A 21655-nucleotide genomic window follows, 5' to 3' on the forward strand; every position below is an offset into this window, starting at 1 on the left:
AACCTCCTTATCCAAGATCTGTTTTCCACAAGTCCGAAACCTTTTGTGCCGCAAGGCCAACCGTCCCGGCCCCGGAAATCAGTAACAGATCTCCCTCCTCTACTACTGTTGGCAGTATCTTTATCAGCTCATCAACATCCCTGACAAACAGTGGATCCACCTCTCCACGAAGACGAACCGTGCGCGCCAGACTTCTTCCATCAGCACCCGGAATTGGCTCTTCACCTGCAGGGTAGACCTCCATCAACAACAGAATGTCTGCCGTGGACAGCACATCAACAAAGTCATCGTAAAGGTCTCTGGTTCTGGAGTAGCGGTGCGGTTGAAATGCCAGGACCACTCTGCGTCCAGGCCAACTATCACGTATCGCCTTCAGGGTTGCCGCAAGCTCTCTGGGATGATGTCCATAATCGTCAACCAGCTGAACCTCTCCCCGAGGGAACTGACAGAACCCATAATTCTGGAAACGTCGTGCAATACCCTGAAACCTTGCCAGAGCGTTGACCACAACATCATCATCCACCCCAAGATAGGATGCCACTGCAATAGCCGCCAGTGCATTCAATACATTATGGTGACCAGGAAGGTTCAAGGTAATGGGGATTGGTGCACGTTGCGGGCGACGGAGTTGAAATCGACTCACCCCATTTGAGATTTCAAGTTGCTCCGCCCCAAAATCCACCCCACTGGAAAAACCGTAACTCAGGAATGGGCGGGAGATGTTATCCATAATTCTGGAGACTCCAGGATCATCCACACAAAGCACTGCTTTCCCATAAAATGGCAGATGGTGAATAAACTCTTCAAAAGTTTGATCAAGCTTGTCAATATCACCACCATAGGTAGACATATGGTCTTCATCAATATTGGTAACTACAGCAATCATCGGCTGCAGATGGAGAAATGAGGCATCACTCTCATCAGCTTCCGCAACCAGATAACGACCACTACCAAGTTGTGCTCCCCCATCATCAATATCTTCTGCCTGTTCACCACGATTAATGCGGCCACCGATTACGTATGTTGGATCCAGCCCCGCCTCCTCAAGCAACATGGCAATCAGGCTAGTGGTAGTGGTTTTACCGTGGGTACCGGCAACAGCAATTCCATAACGAAAACGCATCAATTCAGCCAACATCTCGGCACGGGGGATTACTGGAATAGAGTGATCTCGTGCAGCAACCACCTCGGGATTATCTGCACCAATTGCACTGGAGATCACTACCACATCTGCTCCTGCAATCTGTTTGCCGTCATGACCAATATTGATGTCCGCTCCCTGCTTTATGAGGCTGCTAATGATTTTGGACTCTGTCTGGTCAGAACCTGAGACCTCAAAACCAAGGTTTAATAGCAGCCTGGCAATACCATTCATCCCCGCACCACCGATCCCCACCATATGAATCCTGTGGATTTGGTGCATAGCCTCTGCCAGTTCTCGACTATCTGCCATCAACAGAGCTCCTTACAGATTGATACCACATCTGCTGCCGCCTCTGGCCTCGACAACTCTCTAGCCTTCTCTCCCATCTCCGATATCATCCCTGGATGCTGAATAAACTCCCTGATCATACCTAATAACCTCTCTCCATCCAGATCTCTCTGCTGGACGAGCAGTGCTGCATCATCACTCTGCAAAAAATTTCCATTTGCTGTCTGGTGATCATCCACAGCAAATGGAAAGGGGACAAGAATAGCTGGGCGTCCCACCATTGCCAGCTCAGAAACTGTCATTGCCCCTGCTCGACACAGCACCAGATCAGACCATTGATATGCCTCTTGCATATTCTCAATATAGGCGACAACACGACTATTTTCTCCGCTGTCAAATACAACTCCATGCTTTATGTATTCCAACTCTGTATCTTTCAGATTACTCTCACCAGTCTGATGGTAGATCTCCAGCCTCTCCTCAGGCAACAACATTGATATCATCTCTGGAATCAGCTGATTAATTCGTTGCGCACCCAAACTGCCGCCCAGCACCAGTAGACGAAGGGGATTATGTGAAGAGGCTATCTCCATATCCATCAATCTGCTACGTAGTGGATTACCTGTCTGCACCACTTTTTTGCCGGGTCCAAATGTTCCAGGAAATGCCTCCAATACCCTTCTGGAAACAGTAGATAACAGTCTGTTGGTTAACCCCGCAACTGCATTCTGCTCATGAATAACCAGCGGCCTTCGCATAATCCATGCAGCAACTCCGCCTGGACCAGCGACAAACCCGCCCATCCCCAATACAACATCAGGCTTTATCCTCCAGATAGCACCTATTGATTGTGCTATCGCCCGACTCAGATGAAATGGAGCGAGCAATAGGCTTATTATCCCTTTTCCACGCAGTCCATGAATAGAGATCCACTCCACCCCTATCCCTGCCTCTGGAACCAGTCTGGATTCCATTCCAGTCCTTGTCCCCAACCAGATAACCTCATCCCCACCGCGCCTCCACAGTTCCGCAACAGCAAGGGCTGGATATATATGTCCTCCAGTGCCACCAGCCATAATCATCAAACATTTTTTCTTGTGCGCTGTCATAAATGATCTCGCCTCGCTCCCCTGTTATTTCTTGCCTTTCTATGCACCAGCGGGCAAATCTCATACTCCACCCGCATCAACAGGGCGATAGCAATCATCATCACCAACAGGCTACTGCCGCCATAACTCATTAGTGGCAGAGTTAACCCCTTGGTTGGCAACAGATTCATATTAACACCAAGATTAATCAGAGCCTGCAGCCCAATCCAGGTTCCAATACCGTAGGCAAGATAACTTGCATATGGTTGCCGGCACTCACTAGCCTGAGAAGCCAGCCAGAATGACTTCCAGACCAGAAAAGCGAACAGGGCAACCACTGAAAGCGTTCCGATTAAACCCAGCTCCTCCGCTATAACCGCCAAAATAAAATCCGTGTGCGCTTCGGGAAGATAGAAGAGTTTTTGTAGCCCCTCACCCAGACCAAGCCCCTGCCATCCTCCACGGCCATAAGCAATCAAGGCCTGGGTTATCTGATAGTTGCGTCCCTGGGGATCAACCAGAAATGGGTCATCTCCAAGAAATGAGGCTATTCTGGAGACACGGAAAGGCTCCATCCATATAGCTACAGAAAGAAACAGTAGGCCACACAAGATAAAGAGCATAAATTGTGAAAAGCGCACCCCTCCAAGCAACATCATGACCATAACCACAACCATCATTACAAATGCCGCACCTAGATCAGGCTCAATCAAGATCAATACGCCCACCCCGGCCAACAGTGCAATTGGACGCAGAACTGCGAACAACTCATTTGAGACTTTTTCTCGATGACGCACTAGGTAGCCTGCAAGATAGAGAAATGCAGCCAATTTGGTAAATTCCGAGGGCTGAAGACGAATTGGACCAAGTACTAGCCAGCGATGTGCCCCATTTACCTTATCCCCAACAAACAGAACCAATATCAACAAGAGAGCACTGATTAAGAGTAGCGTTGGAGCAATCTTCTCCCAAAATTGCAGGGGGATCTGCAGAACCACCATGCCAACCATCAACCCGATAGAGGCAAAACCAAACTGTCTCAGCAGATAGTGTAACGGCTCACCAAATCGTTTTTCTGCAATAGGCATGGATGCAGATGCCACCATAACCAATCCAAACAGCAGGATAAAAAGAGCTACAGGAAAAAGTCCGGACTCCGCAACAGTACGGCCTATACTACGTGCTCCAGCTGGTCTGGGTTTTCTGGATCTGTCACTACCTCCCCAGGTAAACCACCCTTGAAACAGGCTATGCTTGCTCATAACGCACCCTCTATAAGATCAAACAGGTCATCTCTAAATATCGTCCCACGCTCCTCAAACCCGCTGTACTGATCAAAGCTGGCGCATGCAGGAGACAACAAGACCATATCACCATGTTGTGCCACCATGTCTGCTGCGCCCACTGCTGCACTCATATCCTCTACAAATATCTCAGGGACAACACCATTAAATGATTTTGAGATTATATCGGCATCCTCCCCCATCAAGATTACTGTCCGTACATGCCTCTTGAGCAGTGGTTGCAGAGAACAGAAATCACCATCCTTGCCCTGACCCCCGACAATCAGAACAATCTTTCCGCTATCACCAGCTGTCTCTGTTAACAACCCCTTGATGGCCGCCTCTGTTGCCCCTACATTGGTCCCTTTTGAATCATTGATCCAGACAACTCCATTATGGTCGGCAACCCACTCCGTGCGATGGGGCAGGCCACGAAACTCTTGCAACGCCTCAACCATTGAAGCCATACCCATTCCAGCAGATTCACCAAGAGCCAATGCTGCCATTGCATTCAGATAGTTGTGCTCCCCCATGATATGTAACTTATCTGTAGAGAGCAGAAAGTCGCCACCTCTACAGATCCATGTTTTTCCATCTTTCGTCATGATACCGTAAGAATCTGCCCCATCTGGTGGGCCTGCATGGTAGGAGTGCAGTTTTGATGATCCATTTTGCTGGTTTACCAATTCGCATACTATCTCGTCATCTGAATCATAAATCAGATGTGATGCATGACTGTATATACCTCCTTTGGTCTCTGCATAACTCTGTAGATCAGGGTATCGATCCATATGGTCAGGGGTAACATTCAGTACAACAGAGGCAACAGGCATCAGAGTTTTCATGGTCTCAAGCTGGAAGCTGGAGAGCTCCAGAATATACAGATCAGGCTCATCCTCACCCAAAAGATCAAGTGCAGGTATCCCGAGATTACCGCCATAACGGACATCAAGAGCCGCTTTCTGTGCCATCCTGGCAACCAGAGTTGTAACTGTACTTTTTCCATTCGATCCGGTGATGGCAATAACCGGCGCTTTTGCGTAACGGGCAAACAATTCGATATCACCAATTAGCTCAACCCCGCTATTAACCGCCTGCTGAATAGCTGGAGAGTCTTTGGATACTCCCGGACTCAATACAATACACCTCACCGATGACAGCAGCTCTCCATCCAGTGGTCCCAATACAATATCCAGATCAGGATAGCGATCCTCTATTTCTGCCAGTTCAGGCGGAGAGTTACGTGTATCAGTCGCCACTAACGGCACCTCATATCTGGAGAGGAACTGCAGAACAGATTGTCCGCTCTTCCCCAGGCCGACAACCATGGTCTTGTCCTTGATCTCAGGATCTCTCAACTTGTTGTCAGACACCACCACGTCTGCTACCTGATTTTGAGTGTTGCCAACCCAATCAACACGAGAATAAAGGTGATAATCCAGAACCGTACAATTACCCTTGGCTCGGGCCATCCCTTGAGTTCAAAGTGATGATGTATCGGTGCCATCCTGAACACCCGCCTGCCGGTCAACTTGAAGGAGGCCACCTGAATCATTACTGAAACTGTCTCCAGCACAAACACCCCTCCCATAATAAGCAGAACCAACTCCTGGCGCACCAGTATTGCCACCATCCCCAATGCTGCCCCAAGTGCAAGAGCACCTACATCACCCATAAATACCATTGCCGGATAGGTATTGAACCAGAGAAACCCCAGACCTGCCCCAACCAGAGCACCGCAGAATACAGCCAGCTCTCCAGCCTCTGGCAGTGATGGAATTGCAAGATATCTGGCAAACTCCACATGCCCACTCAGGTATGCAAAAACACCCAGTGCCCCGCCCACCAGTACTGCAGGCATAATAGCCAGCCCATCCAGCCCATCAGTCAGATTAACTGCATTACTGGATCCCACAATCACCAGAAATGCCAATGGCAGATAGAGCAGCCCAAGATCAATAACTATATCCTTGAAGAAGGGGACAAACAGCTGGGTCTCGGTTACTGTTGATGCAGACATATAGACCCAGACTACAGCAACGGTTGCAATGAATGATTGCCCAAGAAATTTGGATCGTGCAGAGATTCCATTTGGATCCTGGTAGACAACCTTACGATAATCATCCACCCAACCTATTGCACCAAAACCGAGCGTTACCAACAATACTGCCCATAGATAACGGTTGGAGAGATCCCCCCACAACAGAGTAGATACTGTAACTGCAACCAGAATGAGTGCACCGCCCATGGTTGGGGTTCCCGCCTTTGCCAGATGAGATTGGGGGCCATCCTCTCGAACAGCCTGACCCACCTTGTAGTGGGTCAACTTCCGAATCATTATCGGACCAACCATAAAAGATAGTACAAGGGCAGTTAGTGCTCCCAGAATTGCTCGTAGAGTCAGATACTGAAACACGGAGAATCCCCCATAAAAATCTGCCAGATAATCTCCTATATAGAGCATCATGACTGGTCATCTGCCTCCTTAACCGTAATCTTCCTTACAATCTGTTCCATTTTCATAAACCGGGACCCTTTCACCAAAATAACCCTTCCCATGGCCAACTCATCTGCCAGGGCAACCACCAACTTCTCACTATCCTCAAATAGAGCTGCGCCATCTCCAAATCCTGAGACATACTCAGAGGCACTACTACCAAGCGCATACATACTGTCAATACCGGCTGATTTGGCCATAACACCAATCTGTTTATGGAGATGTGGAGAATCCTCGCCCAATTCACCCATGTCACCAACCACAAGGATTCTTCGACCTTCCATAGATGAGAGCACCTCTACTGCCCGCATCATAGATTCCGGACTCGCATTATAGGTATCATCAATAACTACAGCCCCTCCTCTCCCCGGTTTACTCTCCAGCCTACCTGGTATGGCCTGCATGGACTCCAAACCATTTTTTACCTGTCCAAGTGAGGCGCCAGCCTGGACAGCAAGGGCTGCAGCAGCAAGCGCATTCATTTTGTTGTGTTCCCCTGGAAGGGGTAATTCTACCTTCAATGACTCTCCTTTATAAGATATCTCAAAAGGTTCTCGGCTCTTGATCACAGCAGAGATCAGAGATGGCTCACAGCAAGATCCATAGGTTTGAACCTCTCGTCCTGTAGCCATAGCCACCCAGTCATCTGCTTGCGGCAGGTCACAATTGATGAGTGCAACACCATCACTACGTAGCCCGGCATAAATCTCACCTTTGGCTCTGGCTATATTTCTGATTGAACCAAACCCACCAAGGTGGGCAGAACCAACATTATTTACCAGAGCTATCGTCGGCTGTGCAATTGCAGATAATCTCGCAATTTCTCCCAGAGCACTTGCCCCCATCTCAATAACTGCCCACCTGTCACCTGAAGAGAGATTGAACAGCGTCAGTGGAACTCCAATATCATTGTTCAGGTTTCCCTTGGTAACTGTTCCAGGACCAAGCTGGGCCAGTATCAACGCAACCATCTCTTTTACTGTAGTCTTGCCATTGCTGCCAGTAATAGCCATGAGAGGAATATCAAATTGATCTCTCCAGGCAGATGCAACCATACCTAATGCAGATAGAGTATCGGTAACCACAATCTGCGGCAGACTGCTCTTATATAGCTGATCTGTAATTGCACCTACCGCACCTTTCTTGAGTGCAGTATCAAGATATTCACCACCACTAAAATTGGGGCCACGAAGCGCCACAAACAACTCTCCACTCTTAAGAGTTCTGGTATCACTGCTTACCCCCCGAAAACCGCTATCTCCACCAATAAGTGGGGCATTCAATAGATCTGCAATATGGGAGAGTTTTTTCAACATCACCTACATCCCGGAGAGGTTAGACCTCATCAATGAGGCTGCCAACAGTCGGTCACTAAACGGGATCTTTCTCTCTCCAACCAACTGCCACTCCTCATGCCCCTTTCCTGCAATCAATACAATGTCATTTTGGTTACTCTCGCTGAAGCAGTGGCGGATTGCCTCCTCCCTGTCATGAATCACTGCCGCCCTCTCTGCCTGCTGCATCCCGGCAAGAATCTGTCTGGTGATATCTACAGCTGACTCACCTCTTGGGTTGTCATCGGTTAGTACCACCACATCTGCATACTGTTCCGCAATCCTTCCCATTTCTGGACGTTTCCCACTGTCACGATCACCTCCACAACCAAACAGAACCCAGAGCCTTCCAACACCTGATACATCTTGCAGGTGCTCTCTGGTTGCAGTTAGTGCCGCCGCAAGTGCACCAGGAGTATGGGCATAATCGATTATCATGGTGGCGTACCCATCTCCCACAAATGGCTCCATACGACCAGAAACTGGCTCGGTTTTTTCCAATATCTCCACAGCCTCAGAAAATGGCACTTTCCAGCTAATCAACAGGGCCAATGTAGCCAGAAGATTACTCGCATTGAATCTGCCATAGAGGTTGCTACCAAGCATCTTCTTTTCACCATGATACTCAATCTCCAGCACCATTCCATTGCGATCCTGGATAATGACCTCACCATAAACATCAGGTTTTATATTGCCACTTTCAGAGCCATAACCGATACATTCTGCTGTTCTGGTTGGGTCAAGATAGATCTCACGGCCCAGCTCATCATCCAGATTAACCACAACCGAAGATAGTCCGGGATAATAGAACAGACTCTTCTTAATCTTACGGTAGGCAGCGACAGAACCATGATAGTCCAGATGGTCTCGCCCCACCTGCGTCAGTACGGCACTGGTAATCTCACTGCCTGAGAGTCTGAACTGCTCTATTCCATGTGACGAGGCCTCAATTGCCACACTTTTTACTCCAGACTCAACAAAGCCTGAGAAGAGCCTCTGCAGCTCAATTGGAGGAGGAGTTGTGTGGCCGGTGGCAATCGTGTCACGACCTCTCTCCATCAACCTTCCACCAAGCGTTCCAATAACAGCTGCGCCCCCCTCAAATCGCTCCATTGCTGCTGCAATAAAGTGGGTAACTGAGCTTTTCCCATCTGTTCCTGTTACAGCAACAACCTTTAACTTATGAGAGGGATTCCCATAAAACCTGCTGGCAATCTGCCCCAATACTTGCCTCAGATTTGCCACCTGAATTCCAACATGGTGAGTTATTGTTCCACTATCAAACAGTATGGCAACAGCCCCTCTCTCCACAGCCTGATCAATATAATCAACCCCATCCAGACCTGAGCCGGCAAGCGCAATAAAGAGATCACCATGACAGAGTGTTCTGCTATCCACAGAGAGCCCCATTACTGTAATCTCACTGAGATCCTGAGGTACAACTGTAATACCATCCAGAATCTCCCCCAAGCTCCACTCCATATCTCTCTTATTCATCATCAGGATATCTCATCCCTGTTTTCCGGGTCTGGAGAAATACCCATCACCCGTAGCGCTCCCTCCATAACCTCGGAAAATACCGGGGCTGAAACCCAGCCTCCGGTATATCTTTTACCTTTTGGATCATCAACAACTACAACCACAACAATTTTTGGGTCGTCAACCGGTGCCATTCCAGCAAACAGGGCAGTGTGCCCAAGAGCCTTGCCATCACTATCGTAATATCTCCCATCAACAAGCTTATCAACCGTGCCGGTCTTGCCTGCAACCCTATACTCTTTTACCCTGGCTCGCCGTGCTGTCCCCTCGTTTTGGGTCACGCTCTCCATCATCAGACGGACAGCTTGCGCTGTCTCTGCAGATAGAACCTTGCGTACACTTCCTCTATCTTCCTCATCTCGTTGGCGCAAAAAGGTAACAGGCTTAATCACTCCATCCTCGGCAATTGCAGAGTATGCCCGTGCCAACTGTAGCGGGGTCATATTTAGTCCGTACCCGTAAGAGAGGGTTGCTCTATCAACCTTCCTCCATCTTGCATAGTCGTGCAAAACTCCTGTCCCCTCTCCAGGGAAGCCCGATCCAGTTAGCTCTCCAATCCCGGCAAGATCAAGGACTCTCCATAACTGCTGCGGCTTCATCATTAAGGCAAGCTTGGCTGATCCTACATTACTGGACTTTTGCACCAGGGTCTTTAAATCAATTTTTTTGTAATTATGGTTTTTAAATTCCCGAATAACCTTCCTCCCAATTTTCAATCTACCAGGGGATGTATCAATAATTGTCTCAAGGTTAACTACCCCACTATCAAGGGCAGCTGCTACAGTAAACGGCTTCATGGTTGAGCCTGGCTCCAACAGATCGGTAACTGCCCGATTTCGCAGTGCGCCGCCCTTTCTCTGTGATGGGTCATTTGGATTAAAAGATGGGAGGCTCACCATTGCCAATACCTCACCACGGTCTGAATCCAATACAACCACTGAACCTGATGATGCATCATATTCAGTTATTGCCTTACTCAGGGATCTGTATGCAAGAAACTGCAGGCGACGATCCAGACTCAGGTGAAGCCGTTTCCCCTCCTCTCCATGCTCAATCAGGCCAAGTGTCTCAATTGGCTTTCTGGATGCATCCCGAACCACCTGGACTATATCTGGAGAACCATTAAGCCATTCATTATAGGCCAACTCTATCCCCTCCTGCCCCTCGTCCTGCCGGTTGGTAAAACCGAGAAAGGACGCCATTGCCTCACCCTCTGGATAATAACGTCTTACGCCCCGACGAAACTCAATGCCTGCAATATTTAGTGACTCAATTTTTTTCTTTATGTGTGGTGCAACCTGTCTTTTCAGCGGGATATATTTTTTCGCTGAGTAGCGTGCCAGTTTTTTATTGAGCCAACCCTCGCTCTCACCCAACAATTTTGCCAGTCTGATTCGTATCTCACGGGAGTCTGGAAATTTTTGCGGATTACAGCCAACAGTCACGACCGGGGTACTCAACGCAAGCACTGAGCCATTTCGATCTACAATCTCACCACGTATTGCCGGAATCTCCATCTTGCTTATATGCTGGGCAACCCGGCCGGGCAATCTTGTGCTTACCTCTTCTGGAAACAGATGCAACATGACTGCTCGCCACACCAGAATAGCCATTGCAACCAGCAGAGGAATCCCAACAGCTATCCGTCGAACCATGGTATCGCCAGTTACTGAACCTCTCTTCACTGGTGAATTACCACTCTTTGACTACCGTCAGGATAGGACATGCTCAACTCAGACTGTGCACGATCCTCAATTTTCGCAAGATTTCCCCATGCCGCCTCCTCTAAACGGAGCCGACCCTGCTCTTCAAGAGCACGCCCATACTGTTTTTTTAGCCCCTGCAGATGGATATAGAGCTGGATCTCCCGATGTTGAAGATAGATAACCCCCATTGCACTCCCAATCACTAGCAAAATAAGCAGTGGCAACAGACCGCCACGAATAATGAAGTTTGCCTCATACCAGCGTGTCACTACTCTCCCCTCTCACCAGGAAGCTCAAGCTTCTCGGCAACCCTCAATACTGCACTTCTGGAACGTGGGTTAATCGATATTTCGTCTGCAGAGGGAAATTGCGCCTTGCCGATCACTCGCATTACTCCGCTATGCTCTATGGAACGAATTGGCAGATCTGGTGGCAGATTGCTCTCCCCTTTTTCACATTTTCTAAAAAACCGTTTTACCATTCTATCCTCGAGCGAATGGAAACTGATAACAGCAACTCGCCCCCCCGTATTAAGAAGTTCAACGGCCTGATCGAGAACCTCTCCGAGCTCATCAAGTTCTCTATTTAGATAGATACGGATAGCCTGAAATGTTTTTGTTGCAGGATGACGTTTCTGCTTCCCTGGAATGGATCTCCTGACAATTTCTGCAAGCTGCAGTGTAGTATTAATTGGATCCTCGTCACGAGCCCTGACAATGGCCCTGGCAACTCTTCTGGAGTGACGCTCATCCCCAAATTCCCACAATACATTTGCAATCTCATCTTGAGAGGCATCCTTGATCCACTCTGCGGCACTTGTCCCCTGCTGTGGGTTCATTCGCATATCAAGAGGACCCTGCTTCATAAAACTGAATCCTCGCTCCGCCTGATCAAGTTGCGGAGAGGAGACCCCAAGATCCAATAATAGACCATCAATTGCCATATCTTCATGTAGCAATACCATTTTCAGATCGGAGAATGGGGCATGGACAATCGAAACCCTGGAATCTTCGGAGAACCTCTCCTCTGCAGCCTGGACAGCTACCGGGTCACGATCCATAAGCAGAAGTCTGCCATGTGAAGAGAGTCGTTTCAAAATCTCGGCTGCATGCCCCCCTCTTCCAAAGGTTGCATCCACATAAAACCCGTCTGGCTTTATATTGAGGCCGGCAACTGCCTCCTCCAACATGACTGAATAGTGGGCAACATGATGGTGCCCTTGATCAGATATAGACATCCTCGAGCAGACTCAGATCTTCCTTGCTGAGCCCCTCCTCTTCCAATGAGGCCTCAATCCAGTCTACCTCATTCCAGAGCTCCAGCTTATATCCAACCCCTGCCAAAACCGCTGATTTCTCCAGCCCTGCATAATCACGCAACTTCTGAGAAAGCAAAATACGTCCGCTCCCATCCATCTCACACTCCTGTGCCCTGCCAATAACTGCACGACGCAACAGGATCTGCTTTTTGCTATCCAGGGTATCTATATAGTTCTCAACCTTCTCTTCCCACTCATAGAGTGGAAACAGATCAAGAGATGAAGAGCGGAAGCTGGGTGCTACAATGACAGTGCCGCCAGATGCCTCAAGCAATCTGGTCCGATAGTGGGAAGGGATCGAGATTCTCCCCTTGCTGTCGAGACTTACTGTCTTGTTCCCCCTAAACATAATCTATAGACCAAAAATATGCCTTGAAATCAGTTCGCCTGAGCTCTCAAGAAGGCAGGTATGTCAAACAGCTCTTCATTAAACTCACCATCTGTCGACTCACCCTGCTCATCACGGATATAGGTTGGCTGATCATATTCACCGCCTGTACCTGTCGGCTTTGCTGCCTCAACCAACGTAGGTTTGATTACCTGAGGTGCCACCTGCTTCTCCACAGCAGCCCCACCCAGGCCGGTAGCCACTACAGTGACACGAATCTCATCACTCATATCGGCATCAAAACCAGCACCTACCACAATAGTTGCATCCTCTGATGCATATTGTCTAACCGCTGTACCTACCTCATTGAACTGACCCATAGTCAGATCATATCCAGAGGTTACATTCACCAGAATACCTCTTGCACCACGCAGATCCACATCCTCAAGCAGAGGACTATGCAGGGCAGCGTCTGCAGCCTTGGAAGCGCGATCTTCTCCTGTAGCAGATCCTGTTCCCATCATTGCCATACCCATCTCTGACATTACTGTTTTGACATCGGCAAAGTCGACATTAATCATTCCCTCACGGGTAATAAGCTCTGCAATACCCTGGACTGCGCCGCGCAAAACACTATCTGCCTCACGGAATGCATCCATTAGCGTCATGTCTTCGCCAAAAACTGTCATCAATTTTTCATTTGGAATTGTAATAATGGAGTCAACATGCTTGCTCAACTCCTCAATACCCTCGAGAGCAACCTTCATTCTGTTGTTGCCCTCCATAGAGAATGGCTTGGTAACCACAGCAACTGTAAGAACTCCCATCTCCTTGGCAACCTCAGCTACAACTGGTGCTGCACCTGTACCAGTACCGCCGCCCATACCAGCAGTAATAAAGAGCATCTCTGTGCCGTCAATAAGTTCACGAATACGTTCACGATCCTCAAGTGCTGAATCACGTCCGACCGTCGGTTTGGCACCTGCGCCTCTACCTCTGGTCGTCTGTGACCCAATCTGAATTACCGTATCTGCAGAAGATTTTCCCAATGCCTGTGCATCAGTATTTGCGCAGATGAACTCTACCCCCGCAATCTCTGACTCCACCATATGTTCCAAGGCATTACCACCTGCTCCCCCGACACCAATTACGCGAATGATTGCGTTATCTGTATATGCATCGACTACCTCTTCAAACATTGTGCTACCCCTTTAATATTACACTCACCAGAAATTAACCACTTTGCCCCACAAGTCACCACTATACGCCACTTTTATCCAATATCAACCAAAAAATAGAAAAAGTTGCTTTATAACAGGAGGTTATAATGTTTGTTAAATGAGGAAACTCACCAACAGACACCTTTTATATTTCATGCGGTTATTGAAACAAGCTAGGTTTTCCATAAGAAACCTTGCGCAACCAGAAAAAGTTGTGTGAAAAAAATATGGTATTGAGCAGTGCAGAAAGCAGTAAAGAGGTGGAAGTCGGCCGATAAGCCGGGTTCTGTCGAGGACAACCATTCATCTGGGATGCATGTCGCCACGCACCTCAAGCAACCTACCCGAGAGCAGAGCGAGCAGCTCCTGTAGCTCTCCTATTTGGTCTTGCTCCAAGCGGGGTTTACCTTGCCACAAACAGTTACCTGTTGTGCGGTGCGCTCTTACCGCACCATTTCACCCTTACCGGTACGGAATCCGTACTTAGGCGGTATATTTTCTGCGGCACTATCCATAGGCTTATATCTCTCAAGACTTTCACCTCCCAGGCGTTACCTGGCGCTCCGCTCTATGGAGCCCGGACTTTCCTCTGTATCAATGATTGATACAGCGATTGTCTGGCCGACTTCCGACCATAATGATACAGACATCCACAATAATAGTCATTTACTCCACCAGCGAGCGATATAGTTTGTTCTTTCTGACTCCGGTAATCTCTGCAGCAACTGCCGCTGCTTTGCGTGGCGCCAACTCTCGGGCGATAATTTCGACTATACGGTATGCCTCGGAATCATCCTTATCCTCCTCTTGCGCCCCCTCAACAACCAGCACAAACTCACCCCTCCGGTTGTTAGAGTCACTCTCCATCCACTCAATCAACTCACAAAGTGGAGCGGTATGGACTGACTCATGAATTTTGGTCAACTCTCTGGCAACCGATACTCTTCTTTCCGGGCCAAAACAGCTCCTCATGGCTTGTAACGACTCCACAACTCTCCGGGGTGACTCAAAAAAAATCAGGGTTCGTGTTTCGGCAGCAAGCTGCTGCAAGAACTGCTCCCTGGCTACTGCACGTGAAGGTATAAACCCCTCAAAGCTGAAGCGGTTGACCGGAAGGCCGGATAGCGAAAGCGCAACAACAGGAGCGCTTGGGCCGGGAATTGCTGTTATCTCAATACCCTCTTCGCGTGCTCTTCGCGCCAACAGGTATCCCGGGTCATTGATAAGTGGCGTTCCTGCATCACTTATCTGCGCAACAGAGTCGCCCTGCAGCAACCTCTGGATCAGAGAGTCAATCCGGTTTACCTCATTATGTTCATGTAGTGAAAAAAGAGGCTTATCAATTCCAAAATAGTTCAGCAGATTTCGGCTGTGGCGAGTATCTTCAGCTACAATCAGGTCAACGGATGAAAGTGTCTGCTGCCCACGCGGAGAGAAATCACCGAGATTTCCTATCGGTGTAGTCACGATATACAGTACACCACTCACAGCCTTATAATCCCCTGATCCATTCCAATGATACTAACACCCAAATCCTGTGCCACTATTGAAACAGAGACTGCCAATAAATAAAACCATAACCTCATCCATGGCTGGCCATGATGCAGAGATGGCTGTATCCGAGTTTCTGCAACAGAGCGGATTGATACCAATAACCTCGAACTATAGCTGCAAGGCCGGGGAGATTGACCTGATTATGAGATCTGATCAATCAACCATCATCTTTGTGGAGGTGCGCTTACGCAATAATCGAGATTATGGAAGTGGCGCAGACACGGTTACCTCTGCAAAACAGCATAAACTATCCAGAACTGCTCTCCATTATCTACAGAGAAACCCGCAATACGAGGAGTGGTCCATTCGGTTTGATGTGGTCTCTGTAATCCGTGAACAAGATCACTACAAGTTCAGCTGGATAGAAGAGGCTTTCTGGCCTGGAGATAATTAGTATATACTCCAATGTGCCATAGAAACAAAACTCCGGAAAAGGCCATGTTACAAAAAATATTCTCTACAACCATCTTTCTCTCTATCTTCATCTACCTGCAGGGGTGCTCCACTACAGCAACACTGGCCACTACAGGTGGTGGTGCGGCAGTAACATCTGCTGATCAGAGATCAATGGGCTCAATCCTTGATGACAACTGGAGCATTGAACATGCGGCCGGCTATGTGATCAACGAGGATCCTGAACTGGCAGACAAGACCCATATAAACATTACCAGCTATAACGGTATTGTGCTGATTTCAGGAGAGGCTCCAACCGACAAACTCAAAATCGATGTTGAGAGAGTTATAAAATCCATGCCAAAGGTGCGACGAATCCATAATATGGTTACAGTGGCTGCGCCCAGCTCATTCCTGACCAGAACCAGTGATACCATGCTAACCACCCGTATCAAGGCATCCATGCTGGGAGAGGAGAACTTTCCAGCCAGCAAGATAAAGGTGGTTACCGAGAACGGGAGCACCTATTTGATGGGGCTCGTTACTCGCGCAGAGGGGGCATCTGCCGTTACCATTACTCAGGGGATAAGTGGCGTCCAGAAAATTGTGAAACTCTTCGAATACACAGACTAACCAACCACATTACAGATACAGTCCTGACAAAATATCAGAGTGGATGCATCTATTCTCTCCCGGTTTAGATCCATCGTTGGTGACGATGGATTGCTGGATGACAGTGCTGACCTACTGAGCTACAGCTACGACAACAGCCGGATCTCCACCATACCTGAAGCAGCTCTTCTTCCCTCTACCCACAACCAGGTTGTTGAGATAGTCAGGGTCTGCAGAGAACACCATATCCCCATAACCCCTCGCGGAAGAGGCAGCGGGACCTCCGGTGCGGCAGTACCAGAAGATCACGGAATCGTGCTCTCGACAGAGAGAATGAGGAGTATCATTAGGGTCGATACAGACAACAGATTGATGATTGTTCAGCCTGGTGTAACAAACCAGGAGGTACAACAAGAGGCATCGCGTCACGGCTTTTTCTGGGCTCCAGACCCAAGTAGTAGTTCATTCTGTAGTGTTGGGGGAAACATCGCCTGCGGCTCTGCCGGCCCTCGTGCCGTCAAATATGGAACTGTCCGGGAAAACATACTTGGACTAAGAGCTGTTACTGGAGATGGCAAGGAGATCAAGACAGGAACAGAAACCACGAAATGGGCTGTAGGGTATGATCTTACCCGTCTAATAGTGGGCTCAGAGGGTACATTGGCAATAGTAACGGAGGCGACTCTCAAGCTACTGCCCAAACAGCAAAAAAGTAGCCTGATGCGTGCACTCTATCGAGACATGCAGAGCGCTGCTGATGCAGTTGCAGCGATCATGGCCCAGCCGTTCACCCCAAGCGCGCTGGAGTTCATGGACAGCAATAGTCTTGGCCTGATCAGATCACAGCTCGGCAGTGACTTTCCCGCAGAGGCAGGGGCAATGCTGATGATAGAGGCAGATGGATCAATTGAGAGCGTTAAGGAGGCTGCCGAGGCACTTCAGGCCAGTGCCACAAATAGCGGGATGGTGGATTTTTACCTCGCTTCCACTGAAGCTGAGGTCAAACAGCTCTGGAAAGCACGCAAAATACTCTCCCCACGCCTGAGAGAGGTATCTCCCAAAAAGATAAATGAGGATATTGTTGTACCTGTCTCCAGCATACCTGAACTTATTGCATCAATAGACTCACTGTCTACCAAACACCAGATCATGATTGCCAATTTCGGTCACGCTGGAAATGGAAACCTCCACACCAATCTGCTGATAAATCCAGATGATTCTGCCGAGATGGCGCGTGCCGAGGAGTGCCTTGATGAGATCTTTCAGACTGTTCTTGAACTGAATGGGTCAATCTCCGGAGAACATGGGGTTGGATTGATAAAGCAGAAATTTGTTTCTCGTGAGATTCCAGACACCGAGCGGAGACTCATGAGCGAAATCAAACTGCTATTTGATCCAGACAGTATACTGAATCCTGGCAAAGGGCCTCAGCAGTAGCTGTTACCGCACTCCTACTTTACGATTTTGAGAGCTGGGGCACTCTTCTCTGAAACACCGCCATCTTGATTGCCCTGTTTCTCCTCCACCGCCTCCGGAAAGATCATTCCCTGACCATTTTCCTGTGCATAGATTGCACGAACCGCAGATGGAGGAAAAGAAATATGTTCAGATGCACCGGAAAACCTGGCACTAAAGCTGATCCAGTCATTCTCTATAGACAACCCTGATACTGCACTGTAACTGCTATTCAGAACAATCTTGTCATCATCAACATGAGCCACAGGAACCGTAACCATGGAATCTGTTGCATCAACAACAATATATGGTGTCATCCCATTATCACTAATCCACTCATGTATCGCACGGATCATATATGGACGACTGGAGCTCATCTCCTGGCCGGACTGTGATTTCTCACTCATCTAGCTCACGCTCCTCCTCAGTCAGGCTATCGAGGAATGAGTCACGATCAAATATACGCTCTGCATACTCCATAACTGCATTTGCTGAGGTTGGCAGAGCAATCTTCATGGACTTCAGTCTCCACAGGATAGGAGCCAGACTACAATCCACCAGGGAGAACTCATCGCTCATAAAATATTTATGTTGCTTGAATAGCGGTGCCAACATTGTAAGGCTCTCTGTCAACTCCTTCCTTGCCTGCTTTGCCACCTTGTCACTACCAAACTCAATCTCTTCCATCCGTACTAACCAGTCTCGATCAATCCTGTCGATCATTAGACGATCATTTGCCCTTGCCACAGGATCAACCGGCATTAGTGGAGGATGAGGAAATCTCTCGTCCAGATACTCCATAATTACTCTGGAACCAAAAAGGGTAAGATCTCTGTCGGCAATAGTCGGTAGTATCTGGTATGGACTCAACTCAATAAAGTCCTCCTGAGGATCAGAGAGATCAACACTCTCTGTTTCATGAGTAATCCCCTTCTCTGCCATCACAATCCTTACCCTGTGACTCATGGCATCCAAAGGCCCTGAGAAAAGCATCATTACTGAGTGCCTGCTTGCAATTGTCATAACTTTTCCTTGTTATCAACTCTGTCTCTACAAATATCAGATGATATTTGGACTGTTTTGGCAGCCTGAGACTGCTCTTGTATCAAGACAAAACCCCGGACTCAACAGACGATGCCGAGTCCGGGGTTTCATCAACCCAATTTAACAGTGGATTAGTGTACGTCTTTCCAGTATTCCTTCTTCAAGCGGTAGGAGAGAACCAATAGAATCAACAGGAAGGCAAGCACATACCAACCCAGAGTCTCTCGATATTCTTTGGCAGGCTCGCCAACGTATACCAGGAAATTAACCAGATCACCAACAGCCTTGTCATATTCTGCTGGCGTCATGCTTCCGGAGCCATCGGCAACCAGTTTTTCGGTAACCTTCTCACCACCATACGCCATATTCACCTTCTCCTCCTGAAGATATTGCTTGCCCTGCAACCCCTCCAGCACATGAGGCATACCAACATCCTGGAATACAATGTTATTTACCCCCATTGGGCGTGATGTATCCACATAAAACCCTCGCAGATAGGTATACAACCAGTCTGCTCCACGAGAACGTGAGATCACGCTCAGGTCCGGTGGAGTTGTTCCAAACCAGGCAGCAGCATCCGATTCGGGCATTGCGATCTCCATAGTGTCATGGATTTTAGCACCTGTGTAGACCAGATTCTCCAGAACCTCACTATCTTCCATACCCAGATCATCTGCCATTCTCTTGTAACGCATAAACTTGGCAGAGTGACAGCTGAGACAGTAATTCATAAACAGCTTGGCACCTCTCTTCAGCGACTCGTGGTCAGTAACATCCACAGGCGCATGATCCAGATGCACTCCGCCGCCAGATGCAAGAGCAAATGTTGGGAGAATTACAAGCAACAGTGTATTGATTTTTTTCATCATCTTTTTCATCGATTGTTCTCCTTAATGCTCTGGCAGACGCTCAGGTACCGGCTTCGTCTTATCCATCTTCGAGTAGAAAGGCATCAACAGGAAGAAGGCGAAGTAGAGTACAGAGAAGATTCGTGCAAACATGGTTGCTGTTGGTGTCGCTGGCTGTGTTCCCAACCATGAGAGGACAATAAAAGTGACCACGAAGATTGCCAGAGTAACCTTGGAGATCATCCCCTTGTACTTGATGGATTTAACCGGACTACGATCCAGCCACGGCAGCAGGAAGAGCACAATAATTGCTCCAAACATCGCCATAACCCCAAGGAACTTATCAGGCACTGCACGTAGAATTGCGTAGAATGCGGTGAAATACCAGAGCGGAACGATGTGCTCCGGAGTCTTCAATGGATCTGCAGGGACAAAATTGTCCTTCTCCAGGAACCAGCCCCCCATCTCCGGCACGAAGAACATGATGGCAGAGAAGATCATCAGGAAGACAACCACGCCAACAATATCCTTGACAGAGTAGTATGGGTGGAATGGGATTCCATCTGTAGGTGCTGTATCACTCCAGCGGTTTCCTTTTGGACCATCCTTGATCTCAATGCCGTCAGGGTTGTTTGATCCAACTGCATGCAGTGCAATGATGTGCAGGAATACCAGCATAGCCAGCACCAGCGGTACCGCGATAACGTGGAATGCAAAGAAGCGGTTCAGAGTGGCGTCAGCAATAACGAAGTCACCACGAATCCACAGGGCGATCTCCTCACCTACGTATGGAATTGCACCAAACAGGGAGATAATAACCTGCGCACCCCAGTAGGACATCTGGCCCCAAGGTAGCAGATAACCCATAAAGGCCTCCGCCATCAAGGCGACATAGATCACCATACCGAAGACCCAGATCAATTCACGGGGCTTGCGATAGGATCCGTACATAAGCCCACGGAACATATGCATATAGATAACCACAAAGAACATTGAGGCACCGGTAGAGTGCATGTAACGCATCAACCAGCCCCACTCCACATCACGCATAATATATTCAACCGAAGCAAAGGCCAGCTCTGCATCAGGCTTGTAGTTCATGGTAAGGAAAATTCCAGTCACAATCTGCAACACCAGCACCAGCATAGCCAGTGATCCGAAGAAGTACCAGAAATTGAAATTCTTTGGCGCATAGTACTGTGCCAGATGCTCATTCCAAACTTTCAGCAGCGGAAAGCGTTGATCAAACCAGCCCAGTACGCCGGTTGCTTCTGTATTTCTAAGTCCCATTACGCTACTCCTTGATCTACACCAATCAGCACTTTGGAATCACTGATATATTTATGAGGAGGGACAACCAGGTTTGTAGGTGCTGGTACCCCTGCGTAGACCCGTCCAGCCAAATCGAAACGGGAGCCATGACATGGGCAGAAGAAACCACCCTTCCAATCTGGACCGAGGTCAGCTGGAGCCATCTCTGGACGGAAAGTTGGAGAACATCCAAGATGGGTACATATTCCAACAGTTACCAGGTACTCAGGCTTGATGGCGCGAGAATCATTTTTACAGTAATCAGGTTGATCCGACTCATCTGATGCCGGGTCACGCAGAATACCATCAAATGTTTTCAGAGTATCCAGGGTCTCCTGAGTACGACGAACAATCCATACCGGCTTGCCACGCCATTCGACAGTCATCATCTGCCCCGGCTCCAACTTGCTTATATTTGCCTCAACAGGAGCGCCAGCCGCCTGTGCTCTCGCACTAGGATTCATGGACTTAACGAAAGGAACAGCTACAAAGCCGACCCCTACTGCGCTCACTGCAGAGGTCGCAGCCGTCAGAAAGCGGCGCTTACCCAGATCTACAGTCTCTGTACTCATACAGTTTCTCCGAAAATAAAAAGGTGGATCCAAACAGAATCCACACCAAACCCAAAATTTTGTGGGTGAGAATATTACCACAAGTCAAACAGGTGATTGAACCATTTTTAAGCCGCACTAA

At 48.5% G+C, this 21655-nt stretch carries 21 protein-coding genes and 1 other RNA gene; 3 read left to right on the forward strand and 19 right to left on the reverse strand.

What is annotated here, in order from left to right:
• Window positions 1-7 precede the first annotated feature (7 nt).
• The 14 genes from murC to rsmI all read right to left on the reverse strand — a co-directional run bounded on the left by murC (window position 8) and on the right by rsmI (window position 15233).
• Window positions 8-1453: a UDP-N-acetylmuramate--L-alanine ligase gene (gene murC / locus H8D24_05815; GenBank protein ID MBC8519904.1), complete on the reverse strand. Its 1446-nt coding sequence runs from the start codon at window positions 1451-1453 to the stop codon at window positions 8-10.
• Complete coding sequence (gene murG / locus H8D24_05820; protein ID MBC8519905.1) at window positions 1453-2541, reverse strand: undecaprenyldiphospho-muramoylpentapeptide beta-N-acetylglucosaminyltransferase; 1089 nt, start codon at window positions 2539-2541, stop codon at window positions 1453-1455. The genes murC and murG overlap by 1 nt, the downstream gene beginning before the upstream one ends.
• Complete coding sequence (gene ftsW, locus H8D24_05825; GenBank protein ID MBC8519906.1) at window positions 2538-3782, reverse strand: putative lipid II flippase FtsW; 1245 nt, start codon at window positions 3780-3782, stop codon at window positions 2538-2540. The genes murG and ftsW overlap by 4 nt, the downstream gene beginning before the upstream one ends.
• Window positions 3779-5131: a UDP-N-acetylmuramoyl-L-alanine--D-glutamate ligase gene (locus H8D24_05830; protein MBC8519907.1), complete on the reverse strand. Its 1353-nt coding sequence runs from the start codon at window positions 5129-5131 to the stop codon at window positions 3779-3781. Before H8D24_05830 ends, ftsW begins: the two co-directional genes overlap by 4 nt.
• 56 nt (window positions 5132-5187) lie before the next feature.
• The gene (locus H8D24_05835) at window positions 5188-6270 is read right to left on the reverse strand and encodes a phospho-N-acetylmuramoyl-pentapeptide-transferase (GenBank protein MBC8519908.1); all 1083 of its coding nucleotides are present in this window, start codon (window positions 6268-6270) and stop codon (window positions 5188-5190) included.
• The gene (gene murF, locus H8D24_05840; GenBank protein ID MBC8519909.1) at window positions 6267-7616 is read right to left on the reverse strand and encodes a UDP-N-acetylmuramoyl-tripeptide--D-alanyl-D-alanine ligase; all 1350 of its coding nucleotides are present in this window, start codon (window positions 7614-7616) and stop codon (window positions 6267-6269) included. The genes H8D24_05835 and murF overlap by 4 nt, the downstream gene beginning before the upstream one ends.
• Window positions 7617-7619: 3 nt before the next feature.
• Entirely contained in the window at window positions 7620-9134 is a 1515-nt protein-coding gene (locus tag H8D24_05845) for a UDP-N-acetylmuramoyl-L-alanyl-D-glutamate--2,6-diaminopimelate ligase (GenBank protein MBC8519910.1), read from the reverse strand.
• Window positions 9134-10858 carry a penicillin-binding protein 2 gene (locus tag H8D24_05850; protein MBC8519911.1) on the reverse strand — a complete coding sequence of 575 codons (1725 nt, stop codon included), beginning with the start codon at window positions 10856-10858 and terminating at the stop codon, window positions 9134-9136. The genes H8D24_05845 and H8D24_05850 overlap by 1 nt, the downstream gene beginning before the upstream one ends.
• Complete coding sequence (gene ftsL / locus H8D24_05855; protein MBC8519912.1) at window positions 10855-11148, reverse strand: cell division protein FtsL; 294 nt, start codon at window positions 11146-11148, stop codon at window positions 10855-10857. The genes H8D24_05850 and ftsL overlap by 4 nt, the downstream gene beginning before the upstream one ends.
• The gene (gene rsmH, locus H8D24_05860; protein MBC8519913.1) at window positions 11148-12116 is read right to left on the reverse strand and encodes a 16S rRNA (cytosine(1402)-N(4))-methyltransferase RsmH; all 969 of its coding nucleotides are present in this window, start codon (window positions 12114-12116) and stop codon (window positions 11148-11150) included. The genes ftsL and rsmH overlap by 1 nt, the downstream gene beginning before the upstream one ends.
• Window positions 12103-12546, reverse strand: a complete 444-nt coding sequence (mraZ, locus tag H8D24_05865) for a division/cell wall cluster transcriptional repressor MraZ (protein ID MBC8519914.1) — start codon at window positions 12544-12546, stop codon at window positions 12103-12105. The genes rsmH and mraZ overlap by 14 nt, the downstream gene beginning before the upstream one ends.
• A gap of 29 nt (window positions 12547-12575) precedes the next feature.
• Entirely contained in the window at window positions 12576-13724 is a 1149-nt protein-coding gene (gene ftsZ, locus H8D24_05870; GenBank protein MBC8519915.1) for a cell division protein FtsZ, read from the reverse strand.
• Window positions 13725-14004: 280 nt separating this feature from the next.
• An RNA gene (rnpB, locus tag H8D24_05875) (RNase P RNA component class A) lies at window positions 14005-14374 on the reverse strand.
• A 37-nt stretch (window positions 14375-14411) separates the two neighbouring features.
• Window positions 14412-15233 (reverse strand): 16S rRNA (cytidine(1402)-2'-O)-methyltransferase, encoded by an 822-nt coding sequence (gene rsmI / locus H8D24_05880; GenBank protein ID MBC8519916.1) that lies wholly within the window; start codon window positions 15231-15233, stop codon window positions 14412-14414.
• A 100-nt stretch (window positions 15234-15333) separates the two neighbouring features.
• On the opposite strand from rsmI, the gene H8D24_05885 reads away from it, so the two are divergent.
• The 3 genes from H8D24_05885 to H8D24_05895 are packed head-to-tail and all read left to right on the forward strand — an operon-like array spanning window position 15334 to window position 17741.
• Complete coding sequence (locus H8D24_05885) at window positions 15334-15693, forward strand: YraN family protein (GenBank protein ID MBC8519917.1); 360 nt, start codon at window positions 15334-15336, stop codon at window positions 15691-15693.
• A 44-nt stretch (window positions 15694-15737) separates the two neighbouring features.
• Window positions 15738-16325, forward strand: a complete 588-nt coding sequence (locus H8D24_05890) for a BON domain-containing protein (protein ID MBC8519918.1) — start codon at window positions 15738-15740, stop codon at window positions 16323-16325.
• Window positions 16326-16376: 51 nt separating this feature from the next.
• Entirely contained in the window at window positions 16377-17741 is a 1365-nt protein-coding gene (locus H8D24_05895) for an FAD-binding protein (protein ID MBC8519919.1), read from the forward strand.
• Window positions 17742-17755: 14 nt separating this feature from the next.
• Here the strand turns inward: H8D24_05895 and H8D24_05900 are convergent, their stop codons facing one another.
• The 5 genes from H8D24_05900 to petA all read right to left on the reverse strand — a co-directional run bounded on the left by H8D24_05900 (window position 17756) and on the right by petA (window position 21534).
• Entirely contained in the window at window positions 17756-18136 is a 381-nt protein-coding gene (locus H8D24_05900; GenBank protein ID MBC8519920.1) for a ClpXP protease specificity-enhancing factor, read from the reverse strand.
• A 22-nt stretch (window positions 18137-18158) separates the two neighbouring features.
• On the reverse strand, window positions 18159-18782 hold the full coding sequence (locus tag H8D24_05905) for a glutathione S-transferase N-terminal domain-containing protein (protein MBC8519921.1): 624 nt from the start codon (window positions 18780-18782) through the stop codon (window positions 18159-18161).
• A 152-nt stretch (window positions 18783-18934) separates the two neighbouring features.
• Window positions 18935-19669, reverse strand: a complete 735-nt coding sequence (locus H8D24_05910; protein MBC8519922.1) for a cytochrome c1 — start codon at window positions 19667-19669, stop codon at window positions 18935-18937.
• 24 nt (window positions 19670-19693) lie between these two features.
• A complete protein-coding gene (locus tag H8D24_05915) occupies window positions 19694-20941 on the reverse strand; it encodes a cytochrome b N-terminal domain-containing protein (protein MBC8519923.1) in 1248 nt (415 codons plus the stop codon).
• A complete protein-coding gene (gene petA / locus H8D24_05920) occupies window positions 20941-21534 on the reverse strand; it encodes a ubiquinol-cytochrome c reductase iron-sulfur subunit (GenBank protein ID MBC8519924.1) in 594 nt (197 codons plus the stop codon). Before petA ends, H8D24_05915 begins: the two co-directional genes overlap by 1 nt.
• Between the last annotated feature and the right edge of the window lie 121 nt (window positions 21535-21655).

It is taken from the genome of Candidatus Thiopontia autotrophica (assembly GCA_014384675.1).
Taxonomy (GTDB): Bacteria; Pseudomonadota; Gammaproteobacteria.

Bases quoted from the DNA above. Each gene is read 5' to 3' on its own strand.
- rsmH (MBC8519913.1), bottom strand. From the start codon at position 12,116: ATGTCTATATCTGATCAAGGGCACCATCATGTTGCCCACTATTCAGTC.
- murC (MBC8519904.1), bottom strand. From the start codon at position 1,453: ATGGCAGATAGTCGAGAACTGGCAGAGGCTATGCACCAAATCCACAGG.
- ftsZ (MBC8519915.1), bottom strand. From the start codon at position 13,724: ATGTTTGAAGAGGTAGTCGATGCATATACAGATAACGCAATCATTCGC.
- H8D24_05910 (MBC8519922.1), bottom strand. From the start codon at position 19,669: ATGAAAAAAATCAATACACTGTTGCTTGTAATTCTCCCAACATTTGCT.
- H8D24_05885 (MBC8519917.1), top strand. From the start codon at position 15,334: ATGGCTGGCCATGATGCAGAGATGGCTGTATCCGAGTTTCTGCAACAG.
- H8D24_05900 (MBC8519920.1), bottom strand. From the start codon at position 18,136: ATGAGCTCCAGTCGTCCATATATGATCCGTGCGATACATGAGTGGATT.
- H8D24_05835 (MBC8519908.1), bottom strand. From the start codon at position 6,270: ATGATGCTCTATATAGGAGATTATCTGGCAGATTTTTATGGGGGATTC.
- murF (MBC8519909.1), bottom strand. From the start codon at position 7,616: ATGTTGAAAAAACTCTCCCATATTGCAGATCTATTGAATGCCCCACTT.
- H8D24_05830 (MBC8519907.1), bottom strand. From the start codon at position 5,131: ATGGTTGTCGGCCTGGGGAAGAGCGGACAATCTGTTCTGCAGTTCCTC.
- H8D24_05905 (MBC8519921.1), bottom strand. From the start codon at position 18,782: ATGACAATTGCAAGCAGGCACTCAGTAATGATGCTTTTCTCAGGGCCT.
- petA (MBC8519924.1), bottom strand. From the start codon at position 21,534: ATGAGTACAGAGACTGTAGATCTGGGTAAGCGCCGCTTTCTGACGGCT.
- ftsW (MBC8519906.1), bottom strand. From the start codon at position 3,782: ATGAGCAAGCATAGCCTGTTTCAAGGGTGGTTTACCTGGGGAGGTAGT.
- mraZ (MBC8519914.1), bottom strand. From the start codon at position 12,546: ATGTTTAGGGGGAACAAGACAGTAAGTCTCGACAGCAAGGGGAGAATC.
- H8D24_05890 (MBC8519918.1), top strand. From the start codon at position 15,738: ATGTTACAAAAAATATTCTCTACAACCATCTTTCTCTCTATCTTCATC.
- H8D24_05915 (MBC8519923.1), bottom strand. From the start codon at position 20,941: ATGGGACTTAGAAATACAGAAGCAACCGGCGTACTGGGCTGGTTTGAT.
- H8D24_05845 (MBC8519910.1), bottom strand. From the start codon at position 9,134: ATGATGAATAAGAGAGATATGGAGTGGAGCTTGGGGGAGATTCTGGAT.
- murG (MBC8519905.1), bottom strand. From the start codon at position 2,541: ATGACAGCGCACAAGAAAAAATGTTTGATGATTATGGCTGGTGGCACT.